At 71.3% G+C, this 18645-nt stretch carries 18 protein-coding genes and 1 pseudogene; 4 read left to right on the top strand and 15 right to left on the bottom strand.

Annotated features, from left to right (window positions below; all coding sequences use genetic code 11):
- From CCN33_RS32480 to CCN33_RS10380, 7 genes and pseudogenes are all read right to left on the bottom strand, one after another.
- A pseudogene (locus CCN33_RS32480) lies at positions 1-1033 on the bottom strand (nicotinate-nucleotide--dimethylbenzimidazole phosphoribosyltransferase); the annotation flags it as partial.
- A 384-nt stretch (positions 1034-1417) separates the two neighbouring features.
- Positions 1418-2635, bottom strand: a complete 1218-nt coding sequence (gene cbiE / locus CCN33_RS10405) for a precorrin-6y C5,15-methyltransferase (decarboxylating) subunit CbiE (RefSeq protein ID WP_086693367.1) — start codon at positions 2633-2635, stop codon at positions 1418-1420.
- Between the two features lie 97 nt (positions 2636-2732).
- Positions 2733-3371 (bottom strand): GNAT family N-acetyltransferase, encoded by a 639-nt coding sequence (locus CCN33_RS10400; RefSeq protein WP_167387820.1) that lies wholly within the window; start codon positions 3369-3371, stop codon positions 2733-2735.
- Positions 3372-3521: 150 nt separating this feature from the next.
- Positions 3522-4355: a MetQ/NlpA family ABC transporter substrate-binding protein gene (locus CCN33_RS10395; protein WP_086693365.1), complete on the bottom strand. Its 834-nt coding sequence runs from the start codon at positions 4353-4355 to the stop codon at positions 3522-3524.
- Positions 4356-4410: 55 nt separating this feature from the next.
- Complete coding sequence (locus CCN33_RS10390) at positions 4411-5241, bottom strand: MetQ/NlpA family ABC transporter substrate-binding protein (RefSeq protein WP_086693364.1); 831 nt, start codon at positions 5239-5241, stop codon at positions 4411-4413.
- A gap of 78 nt (positions 5242-5319) precedes the next feature.
- On the bottom strand, positions 5320-6054 hold the full coding sequence (locus tag CCN33_RS10385; RefSeq protein WP_086693363.1) for a methionine ABC transporter permease: 735 nt from the start codon (positions 6052-6054) through the stop codon (positions 5320-5322).
- The gene (locus CCN33_RS10380; protein ID WP_167387819.1) at positions 6051-7091 is read right to left on the bottom strand and encodes a methionine ABC transporter ATP-binding protein; all 1041 of its coding nucleotides are present in this window, start codon (positions 7089-7091) and stop codon (positions 6051-6053) included. The genes CCN33_RS10385 and CCN33_RS10380 overlap by 4 nt, the downstream gene beginning before the upstream one ends.
- A gap of 613 nt (positions 7092-7704) precedes the next feature.
- Here CCN33_RS10380 and CCN33_RS10375 point away from each other — a divergent pair.
- Entirely contained in the window at positions 7705-8064 is a 360-nt protein-coding gene (locus CCN33_RS10375) for a hypothetical protein (RefSeq protein ID WP_086693361.1), read from the top strand.
- A gap of 1 nt (position 8065) precedes the next feature.
- Positions 8066-8485: a hypothetical protein gene (locus CCN33_RS10370; protein ID WP_086693360.1), complete on the top strand. Its 420-nt coding sequence runs from the start codon at positions 8066-8068 to the stop codon at positions 8483-8485.
- Positions 8486-8506: 21 nt separating this feature from the next.
- Here CCN33_RS10370 and CCN33_RS10365 read toward each other — a convergent pair whose 3' ends face one another.
- From CCN33_RS10365 to CCN33_RS10355, 3 genes are all read right to left on the bottom strand, one after another.
- On the bottom strand, positions 8507-9004 hold the full coding sequence (locus tag CCN33_RS10365) for a GNAT family N-acetyltransferase (RefSeq protein ID WP_086693359.1): 498 nt from the start codon (positions 9002-9004) through the stop codon (positions 8507-8509).
- A 44-nt stretch (positions 9005-9048) separates the two neighbouring features.
- On the bottom strand, positions 9049-9555 hold the full coding sequence (locus CCN33_RS10360; protein WP_086693358.1) for a sigma-70 family RNA polymerase sigma factor: 507 nt from the start codon (positions 9553-9555) through the stop codon (positions 9049-9051).
- A 101-nt stretch (positions 9556-9656) separates the two neighbouring features.
- Positions 9657-10832: a glycerophosphodiester phosphodiesterase gene (locus CCN33_RS10355; RefSeq protein WP_086693357.1), complete on the bottom strand. Its 1176-nt coding sequence runs from the start codon at positions 10830-10832 to the stop codon at positions 9657-9659.
- A gap of 329 nt (positions 10833-11161) precedes the next feature.
- On the opposite strand from CCN33_RS10355, the gene CCN33_RS10350 reads away from it, so the two are divergent.
- Positions 11162-11791: a lysophospholipid acyltransferase family protein gene (locus tag CCN33_RS10350; RefSeq protein WP_373310086.1), complete on the top strand. Its 630-nt coding sequence runs from the start codon at positions 11162-11164 to the stop codon at positions 11789-11791.
- An 82-nt stretch (positions 11792-11873) separates the two neighbouring features.
- On the opposite strand, the gene CCN33_RS10345 is transcribed toward CCN33_RS10350, so the two are convergent.
- From CCN33_RS10345 to CCN33_RS10320, 5 genes are all read right to left on the bottom strand, one after another.
- Positions 11874-13397 carry an MFS transporter gene (locus tag CCN33_RS10345; RefSeq protein ID WP_086693355.1) on the bottom strand — a complete coding sequence of 508 codons (1524 nt, stop codon included), beginning with the start codon at positions 13395-13397 and terminating at the stop codon, positions 11874-11876.
- Positions 13394-13945, bottom strand: coding sequence for a TetR/AcrR family transcriptional regulator (locus CCN33_RS10340; RefSeq protein WP_086693354.1), 552 nt, complete (start codon positions 13943-13945; stop codon positions 13394-13396). Before CCN33_RS10340 ends, CCN33_RS10345 begins: the two co-directional genes overlap by 4 nt.
- Before the next feature lie 54 nt (positions 13946-13999).
- A complete protein-coding gene (locus CCN33_RS10335; protein WP_086693353.1) occupies positions 14000-14971 on the bottom strand; it encodes an aldo/keto reductase in 972 nt (323 codons plus the stop codon).
- Between the two features lie 253 nt (positions 14972-15224).
- Positions 15225-16661 (bottom strand): argininosuccinate lyase, encoded by a 1437-nt coding sequence (gene argH, locus CCN33_RS10325; protein ID WP_086693351.1) that lies wholly within the window; start codon positions 16659-16661, stop codon positions 15225-15227.
- A 111-nt stretch (positions 16662-16772) separates the two neighbouring features.
- Positions 16773-17966 carry an argininosuccinate synthase gene (locus CCN33_RS10320; RefSeq protein WP_208621704.1) on the bottom strand — a complete coding sequence of 398 codons (1194 nt, stop codon included), beginning with the start codon at positions 17964-17966 and terminating at the stop codon, positions 16773-16775.
- A 91-nt stretch (positions 17967-18057) separates the two neighbouring features.
- On the opposite strand from CCN33_RS10320, the gene CCN33_RS10315 reads away from it, so the two are divergent.
- Positions 18058-18645 carry a pyridoxamine 5'-phosphate oxidase family protein gene (locus tag CCN33_RS10315; protein WP_086693349.1) on the top strand — a complete coding sequence of 196 codons (588 nt, stop codon included), beginning with the start codon at positions 18058-18060 and terminating at the stop codon, positions 18643-18645.

Below are 18645 nucleotides of genomic sequence, written 5' to 3'. Positions count from 1 at the left end.
CCTCGTCGGCCGGGGCCGCCACCGCCTCGGGCGCCTCCTCGGCAGCAACCTCCGCGACCTCGACCAGGGCTTCCTCGATGGCCGCCTCGGCCTCGTGTCCGGGAGCCGCGTCGGGCACGGCCTCCAGCACCGGCTCGGCCACCTCGGGCTCGGGGACCTCCGCCGCGAGGGGGGCCTGCGGCGCCTCCTCGACGGCCTCGGCGACCGCGGCCTGAGCGGTCAGCCGGTCCACGGCGGCCTGCGCGGCCTCCGCGGCCTCAACGGGCTCTACCGGCGCGCTCTCGGCGACGGGCAGGACAGCCTCCGGCAGGGTCGCTTCCGGGACCACCTCCGGCGGGGCGACCTCGTCGGGGACGACTGCCTCGGGGGCGACCGCGTCCGGCACGACCGCCTCCGCAAGGACCGCCTCCGGGGCAACGGCCTCAGGAGCAACCGGCTCCGGAACGACCTGCTCCGCAACAACCTCGGGAACCACCTGCTCCGGCGCCACAGTCTCAGGAGCGCCATGCTCCGGAACAACCGTTTCGGCGGCCGGCGCCACACCCTCGACCGGTCCCGCGCCCCAAGGCGCGGCGGCCTGCGGGACCGGGTCGGGCAGCGCCTGCACGTCGAGGTACTCCGATCCGGCCAAGGTCCGTACCGGCGCACCGGCGGGGCCGCGGTCGGCGAGGGAGCGAACCGGGCTCGCGGAGGCGTCCGGGATCGGCGGGCCGAGGTGCAGCGGGCGGCGCGGCGGCTGCACCGGACCGGGGCCCTGCTCGGGCAGCCGTACGCCGCCGAGGTCGACGGAGCCGGTGTCCCGGCCCGCCGTCTCGTGGGCGTCGGGCTGGTGGACGGCCTCGACGATCGGTGCCGGGGCGGGGGGCGGCAGCTCGTTGCCCCACGCGCCCTGAGCGCCCGGCAGCAGCAGGTCCTCGTCCTCGGCGGGCGCCTCGGCGAGGTAGGTGTACGCGCCGTGCCCGAGGCCCGGCTGCTCCACCATGCCTGCGCTCTCCGGCTGTCCCTCGGCCGGGACCTGGCCGGTGTCGGTCATGCGTACCCCTCGCCCATCGGTTTAGTGCTCCTACGACCAGCTCACCCGGAACGGCGCACCGACCGCCCCGTAGTGAGAACGAGCGTCCGTGCGCATCGGCACGAACGACCCGCCGGAAATGGCGACAAAGCCATTCGGTGGCATTCTCGCGGCCGTTCGGCCGTCGTGACAGCGAGATCACGCGACAGCCCGTTGTGGACTGCGCCACGTTGCGCGTCCTCCGGTTTTGCCGTACCTCACCCACCGCCCCAAAGCGGGCGAGCTTTCCGGACATTGACGAACGAACTTCCGGGCCGCCGGTGCGGTACAACGATCGGCCAGCCTACCGCGCGCGGTACGACAAACCGATCACGGGGCGAACCGGTCCGGAAGAGCGGCGGCGGTTCAGCGCGCGGTCTCGCGCGGGGGGAGCTCGCCGCCGAGGAGGAAGACGACGCTCCGCTCGTTCTCCGTCCAGGACTTGGTGTCGAGGCCGACGGCCTGGAGGAGGGCGCACTCGACGCGGTAGCCGTGCTCGGTGAGGTCCCGGCCGATGAGTTCGGCGGCGTCCCGGGTGGCCGCGTGGGCGACGATGCGCTGCGGGCGCCGGTCGGCGACGGCCGAGACGACGGCCGCTCCCCCGCCGCCGACGCGTACGACGTCCGGCTCGGGCAGGTTCTCCAGGATGTGCGGCGCCTCGCCGCGCACGATCTGGAGCTGGACCCCGAACTGGCGGGCGGCGGCGTCGGTACGGGCGCAGGACTCGGGGTCGGCGTCGACGGCGAGCACGGCGGCACCGGCCCGGGCGGCTTCCACGGCGAAGGCGCCGGAGCCGCAGCCGATGTCCCACACCAGGTCGCCGGTGCGCGGGCCGAGCCGGGCGAGCTGGGCGGCGCGCAGCAGTTCGTTCTCGCCCTCGCCGAGGACGCCGCCGTAGACCTCGTCGGGCTGGGTCCAGCCGCGCGGGCCCGTGCCGGGGTCGCGGCCGGCGATCCAGCCGTCGCCCACGAGCGCGGTCTGGGGGCCGCCGATGACGATGACGACGTTGGGGTCGCGCCAGGTGTGGTCGGCGGCCTTGTCGGAGGTGAGGACGCTGACGCGCTCGTTCTCGGTGCCCATCTCCTCGCACACGACGAAGGTGCGGTGCACTCCGTCCAGGAGCAGGCCGAGTTCGGCGGGTCCGGCGCCGGGGGCGGTGAGGACGGCGACCTTGCTGTGGGCGCGGCACACATTGACCGCGCGGCGCAGGGTGCGGGGGTGTGCGACGACCACATGGGCGTCGTCCCAGGGCATACCCGCGCGGGCGAAGGCGCCGGCCACGGAGGAGACGCCGGGCACGACCTCGACCTCCAGGCCGAACTCCGGTGCGCGCAGGGTGCGGACGACGCCGAAGAAGCCGGGGTCGCCGTCGGCGAGCACGACGGCGGTGCCGCGGTGGCCGGCGATCCGGCGGGCGGCCAGGCCGACGCTGCCCAGGCGGACGCGTTCGGCGGTGGCCGGGATCTCCTGGAGCGCCAGGTGGTGGGGGGCGCCGGCGACGAGCGTGGCGGCGCCGAGGGCACCGCGTGCCGCTTCGGTCAGCGGCGAGCCGTCCCAGCCGATCACCGTGACCCGGTCGGCCATCGTCGTCAGTCTCCAGGTGTCGGTGTGTCGTCGGTGCCCCGGTACGGGCTTGGTGAGATTACCTGGTGGTCCGGCCCGGCGGGGCGGCGGGGCGGGGTCAGTTCCACTGGGCGTACGAGCCGAAGCCCCGGCTGTCGGCGAGCTGTTCGTCGCTGCCCTCCAGGTCCTCCGGCAGCAGGCTCCACAGGATGAAGTCGGTGCGCATGTCGGTCCAGGTGCCGTCCTCGGTGCGCACGTGGACTATGCAGGCGTTGCGGAGCACGCCCTCGCTGATGCAGCCGATCTTCTGGGCCACCTGCTGGGAGGCGGTGTTGTCGGCGGCGGTGCGCAGTTCGATGCGCTCGAAGCGCTGGTCGCCGAAGAGCCACTTGGCGGTGGCGAGCGCGGCCTCGGAGGCGTAGCCCTCGCCGCGCGCCCAGGGGGCGATGATGTACGACATCTCGGTGGACCGGATGCGCCAGTTGGTCTTCCCGAGCCGGACGACGCCGACCAGGCGCTGGGTGAGGAACTCGGTGACGGCGAGGTCGATGCCGCGTCCGGCGGCGCGTTCGGCGGGCGCGTACTGGGTGATCCAGCGGCGGGCGCCGTCCTCGGTGAAGGGCTGGGGCACGTCCGTCCAGGCGGCCACCTGCTCGTCGTTCATCATCTCGGCCAGGGCGGGCAGGTCGTCCTCGTCGAGGGGACGCAGGCCCAACCGCTCCGTCGAGATGGAGATGTTGGGGAAGGTGCTAGTCATGCGCCGCTCCGTAACCTTCGATGATTCGTGAGGGTCCGTCAGGGCCCCGCTGAACTGCCCAGCATGCAGCATGACAGCACCGGGACGCACGCACGGGCCCGCCCCCTGCCGCCCCTTCCGGGAGGCGGGGGGCGGGCCCGGTGCGCCGGTTCAGTCGCCGCTGACGGGCAGGACCGACCCCTTGTACTTGTCCTCGATGAACTTCCTCACCTCGGGCGAGGTCAGCAGCTTCGCCAGCTTCTTGACCCGCGGGTCGTCCTCGTTGCCCTTCTTGACCGCGAGGAGGTTGGCGTAGGGGTTGTTCTTCGCGGACTCCAGGTACACGGCGTCCTTGGTGGGGCTGAGGCCCGCGTCCTGGGCGAAGTTGTTGTTGATGACGGCGGCGTCCATGTCGTCCAGGGAGCGCGGAAGCTGGGCGGCCTCCATCTCCTGGAACTTCAGGTGCCTGGGGTTGCCGGTGACGTCGGCCGGGGAGGCGTCGGCGCCCGCGCCGGGCTTCAGCTCGATGACGCCCGCCGAGGCGAGCAGCTTCAGCGCACGGGCCTCGTTGGTGAGGTCGTTGGGCACGCCGACGGTGGCGCCGTCGGGGAGCCGGCGGACGTCCTTGACCTTGTGGGAGTAGACCCCCATGGGCGGCAGGTACGCCTTCACCACCGAGACCAGGTCCGTGCCCTTGGACTTGTTGAAGTCGTCGAGGAACGGCTGGTTCTGGTAGAGGTTGGCGTCGAGCGTGCCCTCCTGGAGCGCGGTGTTCGGCAGGACGTAGTCCGTGAACTCCTTGATCTCCAGCTTGAGGCCGGCCTTCGCGGCGAGCTTGTCGTCGATGTGGTGCAGCACTTCGCCGGCGGGGACGGGGGTGACGCCGACGACGAGCGGGCCGTCGTCGGCACCTCCCTTGCCGGTGTCGGAGCCTGAGCCGCAGGCGGTGAGGCCGAGCGACAGGGCCGCGGCGGTGGCCGCCGCGAGCCAGGTGGTCTTGCGCATGGGGCGATCCCCTCGAGAGCGGTCGGGGTCCGGCTGGCGGGTGCGGTCAGCGGGATCAGAACGAGGGGATGACGGAACCCTGGTACTTGTCCTGGATGAACTTCTTCACCTCGGGCGAGGTCAGCAGCTTCGCCAGCTTCTTGACCCGCGGGTCGTCCTCGTTGCCCTTCTTGACCGCGAGGAAGTTGCCGTACGGGCTGTTCTTCGCGGACTCCAGGAAGATGGCGTCCTTGGCGGGCTTGAGGCCGGAGGATATGGCGTAGTTGCCGTTGACGACCGCCGCGTCCACGTCGTCCAGGGAGCGCGGGGTCTGGGCCGCCTCGACCTCCTTGAACTTCAGGTTCTTGGGGTTCTTGGTGATGTCGGCGGGGGTGGCCTCGGAGCCGACGCCGTCCTTGAGGGTGATCAGCTTGTCGGCGGCCAGCAGCTTGAGCGCACGGGCCTCGTTGACGGCGTCGTTGGGGACGGCGACGGTCGCACCGCTCTTGAGGTCGTCGGCCTTCTTGACCTTGTGGGAGTAGAGGCCGAGCGGTTCCAGGTGAACCGTGACGACGGGCACGATGTGGGTGCCGCGCTTCTTGTTGAAGTCGTCGAGGTACGGCTGGTTCTGGAAGTAGTTGGCTCCGACCGAGCCGTCCTCGGTGGCCGTGTTCGGCGTGATGTAGTCGGTGAACTCCTTGACCTGCAGGTCGAGTCCGGCCTTCTTCGCCAGGTTCTTCTGAACGAAGTCGAGGATCTCGGCGTGCGGGGTGGGGCTCGCGGCGACGATCAGCGGTCCGCTGGTGTCGGTGGAGCCGGAGTCCTTTCCGGAGCCGCAGGCGGAGAGACCGAGGGTGAGGGCTCCGGCGGCGAGGACGGCGGTGGTGAGCTTGGCGGTGTTACGCACGAAAAGTGCCTTTCCTTAAAGAGGTGGTGCGAACCCGGACTTGGGTGGCCGGGAAGTCCTGAGGGGGCCTGCGGGTGCTCAGGCGACCTTGGAGATGTCGGCGGCGGCCGGCTCCTTGGCCTTGAGCAGGCGCAGCTTCGGCGCCGGGCCGGAGCCGCCGCGGCCGTGCAGCGAGCGGGCGGCGAAGTCACCGGCGAACTGGATGAGGGAGATGACGACGGCGAGGATGCCGACGGTGATCCACATCAGTCCGGTCTCGAAGCGCTGGTAGCCGTAGCGGACGGCGAGGTCGCCCAGTCCGCCGCCGCCGACCGTGCCGGCCATGGCCGAGTAGCCGATGAGCGCGATGATCGTCGTCGTGGTGCTGGCGATCAGCGAGGGCAGTGCCTCGGGGATGAGCACCTTGCGGACGATGGTCCAGCTGTTGCCGCCCATGGCCTGCACGGCCTCGACGAGTCCGCCGTCCACCTCGCGGACGGCCGTCTCGACCAGCCGGGCGAAGAACGGGATGCCGCCGATGGCGAGCGGCACGATCGCGGCGGTGGTGCCGATGGTGGTGCCGGTCACCCAGCGGGTGAAGCTCATCAGCGCGACCATCAGGATGATGAACGGCATCGAGCGGCCGACGTTCACGACCTGGCCGATCACCTTGTTGGCGACGACGTTCTGGAGCAGTCCGCCGCGCTCGGTGAGGACGAGGAGGATGCCCAGCGGCAGGCCGAGGGCGATGGCGATCAGGGTGGACCAGAGCACCATCGAGAACGTCTCGGAACACGCCTGGGACAGCAGCGGCTGTATCTCGGACCAGGTCACTTCGCACCCTCCGTCACCAGAACGGGCTCACCCTCGGCGTCGACCACGTCGACCTGGAGACCCTGCTCGCGCAGGAAGCCGACCGGCACCACGTTGTCCTCGTAGCGACCGGGCAGTTCGATGCGCATCCGGCCGATCTGGAGGCCGCCCACGGTGTCGATGGCCGCGCCGAGGATCGAGATCTCGATGTTGTAGGTGCGGGCCAGCTGGGAGACGACCGGCTGGGTGGCCGCCTCGCCGTGGAAGGTGATGTCGAGGACGGTGCGGTCGTCCGCACTGGCCTCGCCACCGACCGGGAACAGGGCGGAGGCCAGTTGCGAGCCGGGGGTGGCCAGCAGTTCGCTGACGGTGCCGGATTCCACGATGCGTCCCCTCTCCATGAGCGCGGCGGAGTCGCAGATCGACTTCACCACGTCCATCTCGTGGGTGATCAGCAGGACGGTCAGGCCCAGTTGCCGGTTCAGGTCGCGCAGCAACTGGAGGATGGAGCGGGTGGTCTCCGGGTCGAGGGCGCTGGTGGCCTCGTCGGAGAGCAGCACCTTCGGGTCGCCGGCCAGGGCGCGGGCGATACCGACGCGCTGCTTCTGGCCGCCGGAGAGCTGGGCCGGGTAGGACTTGGCCTTGTCGGCCAGGCCGACGAGGTCGAGCAGTTCCAGCGCCTTGCGGGAGCGCTCCTTGCCGGACTTCCCGAGGATCTCCAGCGGCAGCTCGATGTTGTCCTGCACGGTGCGCGAGGACAGCAGGTTGAAGTGCTGGAAGACCATGCCGATGTGGCTGCGGGCCCGGCGCAGTTCCCGGCCGGCGCGCGGTCCGCGGCCGGCGAGGGCGGTGAGGTCCTGTCCGGCGACGGTCACGGTGCCGGCGGTGGGGCGCTCCAGCAGGTTGACGCAGCGGATCAGGGAGGACTTTCCGGCGCCGGACTGGCCGATGACGCCGTAGACCTCTCCTTCGCGGACGTGGAGGTCGACGCCGTCGAGGGCGGTGACCTCACGGCCGCGCGAGCGGTAGACCTTGGTCAGGCCCGAGGTGGTGATCACAGGGGTTTCCGTCACTGTCGAGTGCCGGGCGCGGGTGTGCCCGGTGGGGGTCCCCCCTGCCCGAGCGGAGCCGAGAGCTTGGGGGAAGGTGCATGGGGTTGCATTTCAGGGACGCGGCACGGTTCTCGCGGTGGCGAGTGAACCGGGGAGAACAGCGTGTGCGCGAACGGCACGGGGTCCGGTACGCCGGTGTTCCGGAGCCGGGCCGGGCCATGGCTCTCGCTTCGGGGCGCGAGGCTCGTCGGTGGTGCGGGGGCCCTCTAGAAGGCGCGCATTCGGCACGTCATGCGACACATACAACGAGCACCGGGCGTGTGGGTCGCCTCGGTCGCAAGGGTGCGGCTGCTCGTCGTGGTCATGCGGTCAGTAAACCAGACCGGCCGCGCGAACCGGAGAGGCATGTCCACATGCTGGACAGGCGTGGATGGTGCCGGTGAGACGCACCGTCCCAGGTGAGCGCCCGGTCACCCGCCTCGGCAAGGGGCGGGAGCGGATGGCAGAGGGGCGGTGCCGGGCCGCGCGGGGCGGGTGTGGCTGTGGCCAACACCACGGCGCCCGCTCCCGTACCGGGGGCGGCGGCGGGCGTCCGATTCGGCCGTAATAAGGTCTCCGCATGCTCAATGCCCTGACGCTGGTGACCGGGATCGCCGCGCTGCTGCTGGCGGCCTGGTGCGGCTGGGCCGCACACCGGGACCAGCCGACCAAGGACTGGCACTTCATCGGCATGGCCGTGGTGTCCCTGCTGGCCGCGGTCCAGCTGGTCGTCGGGATCGTGCTGCTGGCGCGGGGCGAGAAGCCGGACCAGGGCACCACGATCTTCGTGGCGTATCTGCTGGGCGCGCTGGCGTGCGTCCCGGCGGCGGGCTTCATGTCGCTGGCCGAGCGCACGCGCTGGGGTTCGGTGACGGTCGCGGCGGGCGGCGTGGTGCTGGCCGTTCTCGAAGTACGGCTCTTTGACATCTGGGGAGGCTGACATGACGGCGCTGGAGGAGAAGCCGGCCCGGCTGATCAGCGGGCCGGGCATGCTGCTGGTCTGGTTCTACGGCGTGATGGTGGTCGGCGCCGTGTCGCGCTCGGTCTACCAGATCGCCACGGAGTTCGACCGGGCGCCGCTCGCGTACTCGCTGTCGGCGCTCGCGGGCGTGGTGTACGGGTTCATCACCTACACCCTGGTCCGGGGCGGCGAGGCGGCCCGCCGGGCGGCGGTGGTGTGCTGTGCCGCCGAGCTGGCCGGGGTGCTGATCGTGGGCACCTGGACGCTGGTCGAGCCGTCCGCGTTCCCCGACGCGACCGTCTGGTCGGACTACGGGATGGGGTACGTCTTCATCCCCGTCCTGCTGCCCCTGACCGCGCTGTACTGGCTGCGCGCGGCGCGGCGGCGGCAGGCGGCCTGAGACCGCCTGCCCCACAGCACGTCAGGCCGTGGCCGCGTAGGCGGCGGCCGGCTTCTCCAGGACGATCATCTCGACGCCGTCGGCGCCCAGCGAGCGGCCCACGGCGCGGTAGCCGAGCTTGCGGCAGAGCCGGAGCCCGCTCTCGCTGCGGTGCCCGGTGCGCATCCGGTACGTGGTGGCGCCGCGCTGCTCGGCGAGCGCCTTCTCGGCCGCGCCCAGCAGACGGGCACCGATGCCGTGGCCCTGGAGACGGGGGTGGACGCAGAGCATGCCGATGGCCGCCGCGCCGTCCTCGGTGAGCCGGCCGCGCACCGAGCCGACCACCTCGTCCCCGAGCCGGGCGACGAAGACGCAGTCGGCGTCGACCTCCTCGCGCACCTGGTCCAGGCTCTGCACCAACGGGTCGATGCGGTAGTTCCCGTAGCGCGCGGCCTCGCTCTGGAAGCAGAGGTACTGGAGCCGGAAGATCTGCTCCGCGTCCGGCTCGGCCGCCGCCGCGATGGTCACGCTCATGCCCATGTGCGCATGCCTCCCGCTCACCTGATCACTGTTGTCCCCCACCTCTATCCCCGTGCTTCGGCACTGGCAACCTCCGCCGCCAGCATTCGTCGCAGACATCCCAGACATCTGGAGCGTTCCGGTCCCAGGCTGCCCTGTGAGATGCCCAACTCCCCCGCGATCTCGCGGTAGGTGAGATCGCGCGGGGAGAGCAGGGCCGCCATGATGCGCGGACAGCGGCCGGGCAGCCTGCGGACCGCGTCCCGCACCACCCGGTGCCGGGCCGCGCTGAGGGCGAGCTGTTCGGGGCCGGGCCGGGTGTCGTCGGCGGGCTCGTCGGCGTAGGGCCGCTCCACGACGTGGGTACGGCGGCTCAGCCGGCCTTCGTCGCGTACGGCGTCGCGGAGCCAGCCGGACGGGTCCGGGGGCGCCCCCTGGCTCTGCAGCCTCTCCAGCAGGCGGAGCCAGACGGCCTGTTCCAGATCGCCGGGTTCGCTCCCGGAGGCATATGCCTCGGCGGACGCCTCCGCGGTGAGGAGCGGGCGCAGCTCGGTCAGCAGGTCGTGGGTCATATGCGTCGAGACGCGCCGTCCCGGCGGGCGGGTTTCCGGGACGGCGCGCTGTCACCCGGATCAGCGGGCAGGGGGCGCCGGTGTTGACGCTCCGCCCGGACTCAGTGGCCCAGGAAGTCGGCGCGGGCCAGCACCCCGGTGTCGGCGTTGTCGGTGAAGACGCCGTCGATCCCGGTCGCGAAGTAGGTGCGGTACGCGCCGAACACGTCTCCGTAGCCGTCCGGGTCGCCGCCCTTGCGGAACTCGGCCGGGAGGAACGGGTTCTCGTTGCGCATGGTGTACGGGTGCAGGATCAGGCCGACCTTGTGCGCGTCGGCGACCAGCCGGGTCGGTTCGCCCAGGGTGCCGTCGGGCTTCTTCGGGATGACCAGGTCCAGGGTGGGGCCGATGCCCTGGGCGTACCCCGCGATCTCGCGCAGCCCCTTGGGCGTGACCAGGTCGGCCACCGTACGGGGGTCACCGGTGGCGACGAAGTCGTACGGGCGGGTGCCCGCGGCGTCGAGGAGGACGACCAGCGGATTGTCGACGATCCGGTTGAGCCGCTGGATGCTGGTCGGCTCGAAGGACTGCAGGACGACCGGCGAATTCCGGGTGTCCTTGCCGTACTTGCGCAGCAGCTTGGCCACCCGCTGCTCCGGGTCCAGGCCGAGGCGGCGGAAGTAGGTGGGGTGCTTCAGCTCGGGGTAGATCCACACCTGGCGGCCGCGCTCACGGGTGCGGGCGTCCTGCCACTTCAGCACCTCCTCGAAGGTGGGGATCTCCCAGCGGCCGTTGTAGAGGGTGTTGTGCGGGCGGTTGGCCGGGACGCGCTCGACGGCGCGCAGCGTCTTCAGCTCGGCGAGCGTGAAGTCCTCGGTGAACCAGCCGGTGACGGAGACGCCGTCCAGGACCTTGGTGGTCCTGCGGCCGGCGAACTCCGGGTGCGAGGCGACGTCGGTGGTGCCGCCGATCTCGGGCTCGTGACGGCACACGAGATGCCCGTCCTTGGTGGGCACCAGGTCACCGGCCTCCACGATGTCGGCGCCGAGTTCCAGCGCGAGGTCGTAGGAGCCGAAGGTGTGTTCGGGGCGGTAGCCGCTGGCACCCCGGTGGCCGATGATCGTCGGCACCGGCAGGCTCTTCAGGCCGCGTCCGCCGGACCCGGCCGTCCGGGTGTCCGCCGCCCGGGCGGCGGAGGGCAGTCCGAGGACCGCGCCGCCCGCGCCGAGGACCGCCGCACCGAGGACCGCGCGCCGTCCGGTCGCGCGCGAGGGCTGGTTGGTCCGGTCGCTTTCCATACGCGTCTCCCGCTGTCGTTACGAGGGTCTTCATGGGTCTGACCTGTGCTGTGTCTCTTGGGGTGCGCGCCGATCGTAGGGGCGTGGACATGACGGAGGGGAGACCTCGGGGGGAACACGTGGGTGCGGGCCGATGGCACGGCGGGGTGTTCCGTGGCGGATGAGCCCGTGTCAACAACACGTAAGACCTCGGTGAATCGCGCGGCCCGATGTGCGCTTTCCCCGTAGCCGCGAGTAATGTCCTCACCTGCACAGACTCATATCGTCCGCTCGGCCTGGAGGACCCGTTGTCCCGCTTCGCGCTCATCAAGGCAGTGCTCGCGCCGGCCATGCGCCTGATGTTCCGCCCCCAGGTGGAGGGCCTCGAGCGCATCCCCGGTGAGGGCCCGGTGATCCTGGCGGGCAACCACCTCACGTTCATCGACTCGATCGTGCTGCCGGTGGTGTCCAAGCGGCAGGTGCAGTTCATCGGCAAGGACGAGTACGTCACCGGCAAGGGCATCAAGGGGCGGGCCATGGCCTGGTTCTTCACCGGGGTCGGCATGATTCCGGTGGACCGGGACGGCGCGAACGGTGGTGTGGCGGCGCTGATGACCGGGCGCCGGGTCCTTGAAGAGGGCAAGGTCTTCGGCATCTATCCCGAGGGGACGCGTTCTCCCGACGGGCGGCTTTACCGGGGGCGCACGGGAATTGCCCGGCTGACGCTCATGACGGGGGCGCCCGTGGTGCCGTTCGCCATGATCGGGACGGACAAGCTGCAGCCCGGCGGAAAGGGTTTCCCCCGGCCGGGGAAGGTCACCGTGCGCTTCGGCGAGCCGATGGAGTTCTCCCGGTACGAGGGGATGGACCGGGATCGCTATGTGCTGCGGGCGGTCACGGATTCCGTGATGGCCGAGGTCATGCGGCTTTCCGGGCAGGAGTACGTGGACATGTACGCCACGAAGGCCAAGGCCGCGTAAGCCTTCGGCGATTCGGCCGTTTTCAGGGTGCGGGTGCGTCGTGGCTTGTCGCGCAGTTCCCCGCGCCCCTGAGTAGGCACAGTCAGGCTGCGTTTTCCAGCCTCTGCCCCTTCAGCAGGAACCACGCCGCCACCGCGGTCATCAGCAGGACCGTTGCTCCTGCTCCCGAGGCCAGGTGCAGGCCGTGCACGAACGACTCTCTGGCCGCTTCCAGCAACGCCTCCGACGTCGGGGCGGGCATCCTCGCCGATGCTTCCACCGCCGCGCCCAGGGACTCATGGGCCGATTCCGGGGTGCCCGGCGGGGCCGCGAAGTCGCGGTAGGCCGCGGTGACGATGGAGCCCAGCAGGGCGATTCCCAGGGCCGCGCCCAGTTCGTAGGCCGTTTCCGAGACCGCCGAGGCCGCGCCCGCGCGGTTCTTGTCGACGCTGGAGAGGATCACGTCGGAGGTGACGGTGAAGGAGAAGCCCGCGCCGGTGCCGACGACGAGCAGGGCGGCGCCGAGCAGAGGGTAGCCGGTGGTGGCGTCGAGCGTGGTCAGGACGGCGAGGGAGACGCCGATCGCGGCGAGGCCGCCGGAGACCACCGCGCGTACCGAGAAGCGGCGGGCCGCGCGGCCCGCGACCAGACCGGCCACCACCGCGCCGACGGCGGCGGGCAGTTCGGCGAGACCAGCCTCGAACGGGTGCCTGCCCTGGACCAGTTGCAGGAACTGGGACAGGAAGAACACCAGCCCCGACATCCCGAGCACGGTCAGCAGATCCGCGAGCACCGCCCCGCTGAAGCCCCGGTGCCTGAACAGCCGCATGTCCAGCAGCGGGACCGGCAGGGTGAGCTGGCGCCGGACGAAGCCGTACAGCGCGGCCGCGCCCACCAGGCCGGTGGCCAGGGTGAGCGGGCCGAAGCCGTGGGTGGCGGCCTCCTTGACCGCGTAGACCAGCGCGAGCATGCCGACCAGCGACAGCAGCACGCTCGCCAGGTCCCACGGGCCCGGGTCCGGGTCGCGGGACTCGGGCAGGGTGCGGATGCCGACCAGGACCAGGACCGCCATCACCGGCAGGTTGATCAGGAACACCGAGCCCCACCAGAAGTGCTCCAGCAGGAAGCCGCCCACGATCGGGCCGACGGCCGTGCCGGCGGAGGCGGTTGCGCCCCAGATGCCGATGGCGAGGCTGCGCTCGCGCGGGTCGTGGAAGAGGTTGCGGATCAGTGCGAGGGTCGCGGGCATCAGGGTGGCCCCCGCCACGCCGAGCAGGCCCCGCGCCAGGATCATCAGGCCGGGCGTGCTCGCGTAGGCGTTGAGCACCGAGATCGCGCCGAAGGCGGCCGCGCCGCACAGCAGGATGCGCTTGCGGCCGACGCGGTCGCCGAGGCTGCCCATGGAGACGAGCAGTCCGGCGATGACGAACGAGTAGACGTCCCCGATCCACAGCAGCTCGGTGCCGGAGGGGTGCAGGTCCTCGCTGATGTAGGGGGTGGCGAGGCCGAGGACGGTGGCATCGACGGCGACGAGCAGGACGGCGAGGACCAGCACCGCGAGCGCCAGCCAGCGGCCGGGACGCGGCTCGGTCTCGACGGGTACGGGCTGCCGCAGGGTGCTGGTCATGATTCCGCCCTGCGCAGCGCGCCGCCGAGCAGCAGTTCGGCGACCATCGTGGGGAAGTCGCGGGGGGCCACGCGGCCGTCCACCGCGGCCCAGGCGCACGAGGTGATCAGGCCGTAGAAGGCTTCGGTGAGCCAGCCAGGGGTGAGGTCGATACGGAGTTCGCCGTCACGCTGGCCGCGCTGGAAGAGGGCGCTGATCCGGGTGTCCAGTCCCAGCCATCCGGTGTTCTGCCCCTCGCCCTCCCAGAGCTGGTTCTCGCCGTAGAGGAAGGCGAGCAGTCCGGCGGCCGGCTGGATCTCGCGGACCAGACGGCGTACGGCGTCGGCAGCGGGACCCTCGTCGAGACGGGCGCGGTCGAGCGCCGCCTCGCACTCCGCGATGCCGAGCGCCTCCAGGGCGCGGACCAGCGCGTCGCGGCCGGCGAAGTGGCGGTGGAGCGTGGCGCGGCTGATCCCGGCGGCGCGCGCGACCTCGTCCATGGTCGCGGTGGACTTGCGGGTCAGCAGGGCGGCGGCGGAGCGCAGCACGTGGTCACGGTCGAGGGCCATGAGACAAGGATACCTCGCGTGAGACACGAGTGTCTCACTGCGGGCGGGCGGGTCTCAGTGCCAGGGCAGCTCGCCGCGCCGCGCCCAGTAGGTGTGCGGGTCCTCCGCGAGGGTGTCGAGGCGGGTGCGCTGGTCGTCGGTGAGGTCGACGGCGGCGGCATGGAGGTTGGAGCCGAGCTGGGGGACGGTCGCGGCGCCGGACAGGACGACACCGGCCCAGGGGCGGCAGAGGACCAGCGCGAGGGCCACGGCGTCGGCGCCGAGACCGGTCTCCTCGGCGACGTCCCGCAGCACGTCCGGCGCGTGCTCCGGCGCGAGCCGGCCGTTGGCCATGCCCTCCTTGACGATCACGGTGAGCCCGGCGTCGTGCGCCTCCGCCAGCGCGGGCCCGGCGGAGGTCTCCAGCGCGTTGTACGTGGACTGCACGGTACGGAAGAGGGGAGCCCCGTCGACGGTGATCTCCAGGGCGGCCCGGATGGTGCCGGCCTGTGCGGGGCCGCTGGTGGAGAAGCCGATGGTGAGACCGCCCGCGGCCGCTTCGGCGAGCCTTCGGTGCAGCTCGCGGTCGGCGAGGGCGGGGCTGTCGGGGGTCAGGGAGTGGATCTGGTAGAGGTCCAGCCGGTCGCCGAGCAGTCCGGCCGTTTCGGCGCGCTGCCGGTCGTACGTGGCGAGGGTGTGGTCCTTGACCTCGTGCCGCTCGGCCTCGGTGGACCAGTCGGCGGTGTAGGTGTAGCCCCACTTGCTGCCCACCACCACGTCGTCGGCCTCCGGGCGGGCCTTCAGCCAGTCCGCGAGGAACTCCTCGCTGCGGCCGTAGGAGCGGGCGGCGTCGAAGTAGCGGACCCCTTGGGCGTAGGCGGCGTCGAGGAGTTCGTGGGTGCGGGTTCGCAGCGCTTCGGCGCTCCGGTCGTCTCCCAGGTCGCGGGTCCGGTTCAGGTTGATGTAGCCGGGCCGGCCCACCGCGGCCAGGCCGAGGCCCAGGTGGCAGGTGGGGGTGGTGGCGGCGGAGAGACGGGTGAAGGGCATCGTGGCGGTCCGTTCGTTCGGCTCCAGGGGGCGCGCGACCAACGTAACCGGCTGCGGGTGCGCCGTGGCTGGTCGCGCGGTTCCCCGCGCCCCTAAGGGGCGTCTTGTCGATCACGCCGGGCTCGCGACGCCTGGCACCGCACCTCGCCACGTTGTCGTCGGTCCCCGATGCTCCGCATCGACTCCCTCCTCCGCCTTGCGATGCACGGCACCAGACGCCGCTCCCTGATCCGGCCTGATCGACAAGACACCCCTAGAAGAGCCTGTTCCCGGCCTTCGCCCATGCGTGCTGGGCGGCCAGGTCCTGCTTCACCTCGGCCAGTTGCACCGCCACCGCGCTCGGCGCCGTACCGCCCCGGCCGCTGCGGGACGCCAGTGCGCCCTTGACGTTCAGTACCGTGCGGACCTCCGGGGTGAGGTGGGGGGAGATCTTGGCGAACTGCTCGTCGGTGAGGGCGTCGAGTTCCTTGTTCTCGGACTCCGCCACCTTGACGCACTCCCCCGCGACCTCGTGGGCGACACGGAAGGGGACCCCCTGGCGGACCAGCCACTCGGCGATGTCGGTGGCGAGGGAGAACCCGGCCGGGGCCAGTTCCTCCATGCGCTCGCGGTGGACGGTGAGGGTCGCGATCATGCCGGTGAAGGCGGGGAGCAGCACCTCGAGCTGGTCGCAGGAGTCGAAGACGGGCTCCTTGTCCTCCTGGAGGTCCCGGTTGTAGGCGAGCGGCAGCGCCTTCAGCGTGGCCAGCAGGCCCGTGAGGTTGCCGATCAGCCGGCCGGACTTGCCGCGCGCCAGCTCCGCGATGTCCGGGTTCTTCTTCTGCGGCATGATCGAGGAGCCGGTGGAGAACGCGTCGTGCAGGGTGACGAAGGAGAACTCCTTCGTGTTCCAGATGATGATCTCCTCCGCGATCCGCGAGAGGTCGATGCCGATCATCGCGGTGATGAAGGCGAACTCCGCGGCGAAGTCCCGCGAGGCCGTGCCGTCGATGGAGTTGCCCGCGCTGCCCCGCTCGAAGCCGAGGTCACGCGCGACCGCCTCGGGGTCCAGGCCGAGGGAGGAACCGGCGAGCGCGCCCGAGCCGTACGGCGAGACGGCGGTGCGCTCGTCCCACTGGCGCAGCCGCTCGGCGTCCCGGCCGAGGGACTGGACGTGGGCCAGCACATGGTGGGCGAAGAGGACAGGCTGGGCGTGCTGGAGGTGGGTGCGGCCCGGCATCGCCACGTCCGGGTGGGCCTCGGCGAGGCCCACCAGGGCGTCCTGGAGGTCCGCGATCAGGCCGCCGATGATCCGGGCGTGGTCGCGCAGGTACATCCGGAAGAGCGTGGCGACCTGGTCGTTGCGCGAGCGGCCCGCGCGGAGCTTGCCGCCGAGATCGGGGCCGAGCCGCTCCAGCAGACCGCGCTCCAGCGCGGTGTGCACGTCCTCGTCGGCGATGGTGCCCACGAACGCGCCGGAGGCCACGTCGGCTTCCAGCTGGTCGAGCCCGGCGAGCATCCGGGTCAGCTCGTCCTCGGTGAGCAGGCCCGCCGTGTGCAGCACGCGCGCGTGGGCGCGGGACCCGGCGATGTCGTAGGGGGCGAGCCGCCAGTCGAAGTGGACGGACGCGGACAGCTTCGCCAGGGCCTCGGCGGGACCGTCGGCGAAACGGCCGCCCCAGAGCCGTACGTCACCGCTGTTGCTGCTCACTGCGTTGCTCCTCGGATGTGGCTGGGTGTACGGCCGCCTCCCCGCCCTGGCGGGCGGGGAGGCGGCCGTTCTGCTGCTGTCCTTCTAACGACGCTTCCCGCGCGAGGTCGCTTACGCCAGGTCCCGCTTGGCGGCGATCTTCGACGACAGGCTGTAGATGTCGATGAAGCCCTTGGCGGCGGCCTGGTCGAAGGTGTCGCCGGTGTCGTAGGTGGCCAGGTTGAAGTCGTACAGCGACGACTGGGACCGGCGGCCGGTGACGACGGCGCGGCCGCCGTGCAGGGTCATCCGGACGTCGCCGGACACGTGCTCGTTGGCCTCAGTGATGAAGCCGTCCAGCGCCCGCTTGAGCGGAGAGAACCACTGGCCGTCGTAGACCAGTTCGCCCCAGCGCTGCTCCACCTGCCGCTTGTAGCGGGCGAGTTCACGCTCGACGGTGACGTTCTCCAGCTCCTGGTGGGCGGTGATCAGGGCGATGGCGCCCGGAGCCTCGTACACCTCGCGGGACTTGATGCCGACGAGGCGGTCCTCGACCATGTCGATCCGGCCGATGCCCTGGGCACCCGCGCGCTCGTTGAGCTGCTGGATGGCCTGGAGGACGGTGACCGGGCGGCCGTCGAGGGCGACCGGTACACCGCGCTCGAAGGTGACGACGACCTCGTCGGCCTCGCGGACCTCGGCCGGGTTGGAGGTGTACTCGTAGATGTCCTCGATCGGGGCGTTCCAGATGTCCTCCAGGAAGCCCGTCTCGACGGCGCGTCCGAAGACGTTCTGGTCGATGGAGTACGGGGACTTCTTGGTGGTGGCGATCGGAAGGTTCTTCGCCTCGCAGAAGGCGATCGCCTTGTCACGGGTCATCGCGTAGTCGCGGACCGGGGCGATGCACTTCAGGTCGGGGGCGAGGGCGACGATGCCGGCCTCGAAGCGGACCTGGTCGTTGCCCTTGCCGGTGCAGCCGTGGGCGACCGTGGTGGCGCCGTGCTTCTGCGCGGCGGCGACGAGGTGCTTGACGATCGTCGGCCGGGAGAGGGCGGAGACCAGCGGGTAGCGGTCCATGTACAGGGCGTTCGCCTTGATCGCCGGGAGGCAGTACTCCTCGGCGAACTCGTCCTTGGCGTCGGCCACTTCGGCCTCGACGGCACCGCACGCGAGGGCGCGCTTGCGGATGACGTCCAGGTCCTCGCCGCCCTGGCCGACGTCCACCGCAACGGCGATGACCTCGGCGCCCGTCTCCTCGGCGATCCAGCCGATGGCGACGGAGGTGTCCAGTCCGCCTGAGTAGGCGAGTACGACGCGCTCGGTCACGGGTTCTCTCCTCACGTGCATTCGCTGATATGCATGAGTATGCAGAACTCCGCATGATTCGTCAATCGCGGAGGTGGGGTAGGCAGCGGGCATGGGAAAGACATATGAGCGCATCGACGGCAAGGTCCGGAGATTCATCGAGGAGCAGCCCCTCTTCTTCACGGCGACCGCACCCCTGGCCGGCGACGGCACCGTGAACCTCTCCCCCAAGGGCCTGAAGGGCTCGTTCGTCGTGCTGGACGAGCTGACGGTGGCGTATCTCGACTTCGCGGGCTCCAACGCGGAGACCGTGGCCCACCTGCGGGAGAACGGCCGGATCACCCTGATGTGGTGCGCCTTCCAGGGCCCGCCGAACATCGTGCGCGTGCACGGCCGGGGAGAACCGGTCTTCCGTGACGACCCGCGCTTCGGCGAGCTGCTGGCCGCCTTCCCCGGCATCGACCCGGCCCCGCACGGGCTGCGGGCGATCATCGTGGTGCACGCCGAGCTGGTGCGGGACTCGTGCGGGTACGCCGTGCCCCGCATGGCCTACGAGCAGGACCGCGATGCGCACCGGCGGCGGTTCGCCAGGGAGGACGACGCCTCGCTCAGCGACTACTTCACCGGTAAGGAGCACATCGCGACGAGCATCGACGGGCTGCCCGGCCTGCCGTTGCCGCTGCCGCCCTCTACGGTCTGA

It is taken from the genome of Streptomyces recifensis, from assembly GCF_002154615.1.
Taxonomy (GTDB): Bacteria; Actinomycetota; Actinomycetes; order Streptomycetales; family Streptomycetaceae; genus Streptomyces; species Streptomyces griseoluteus.
The sequence above is the reverse complement of the archived record's forward strand: the minus strand, read 5'-3'. Positions and strand labels throughout refer to the sequence as shown.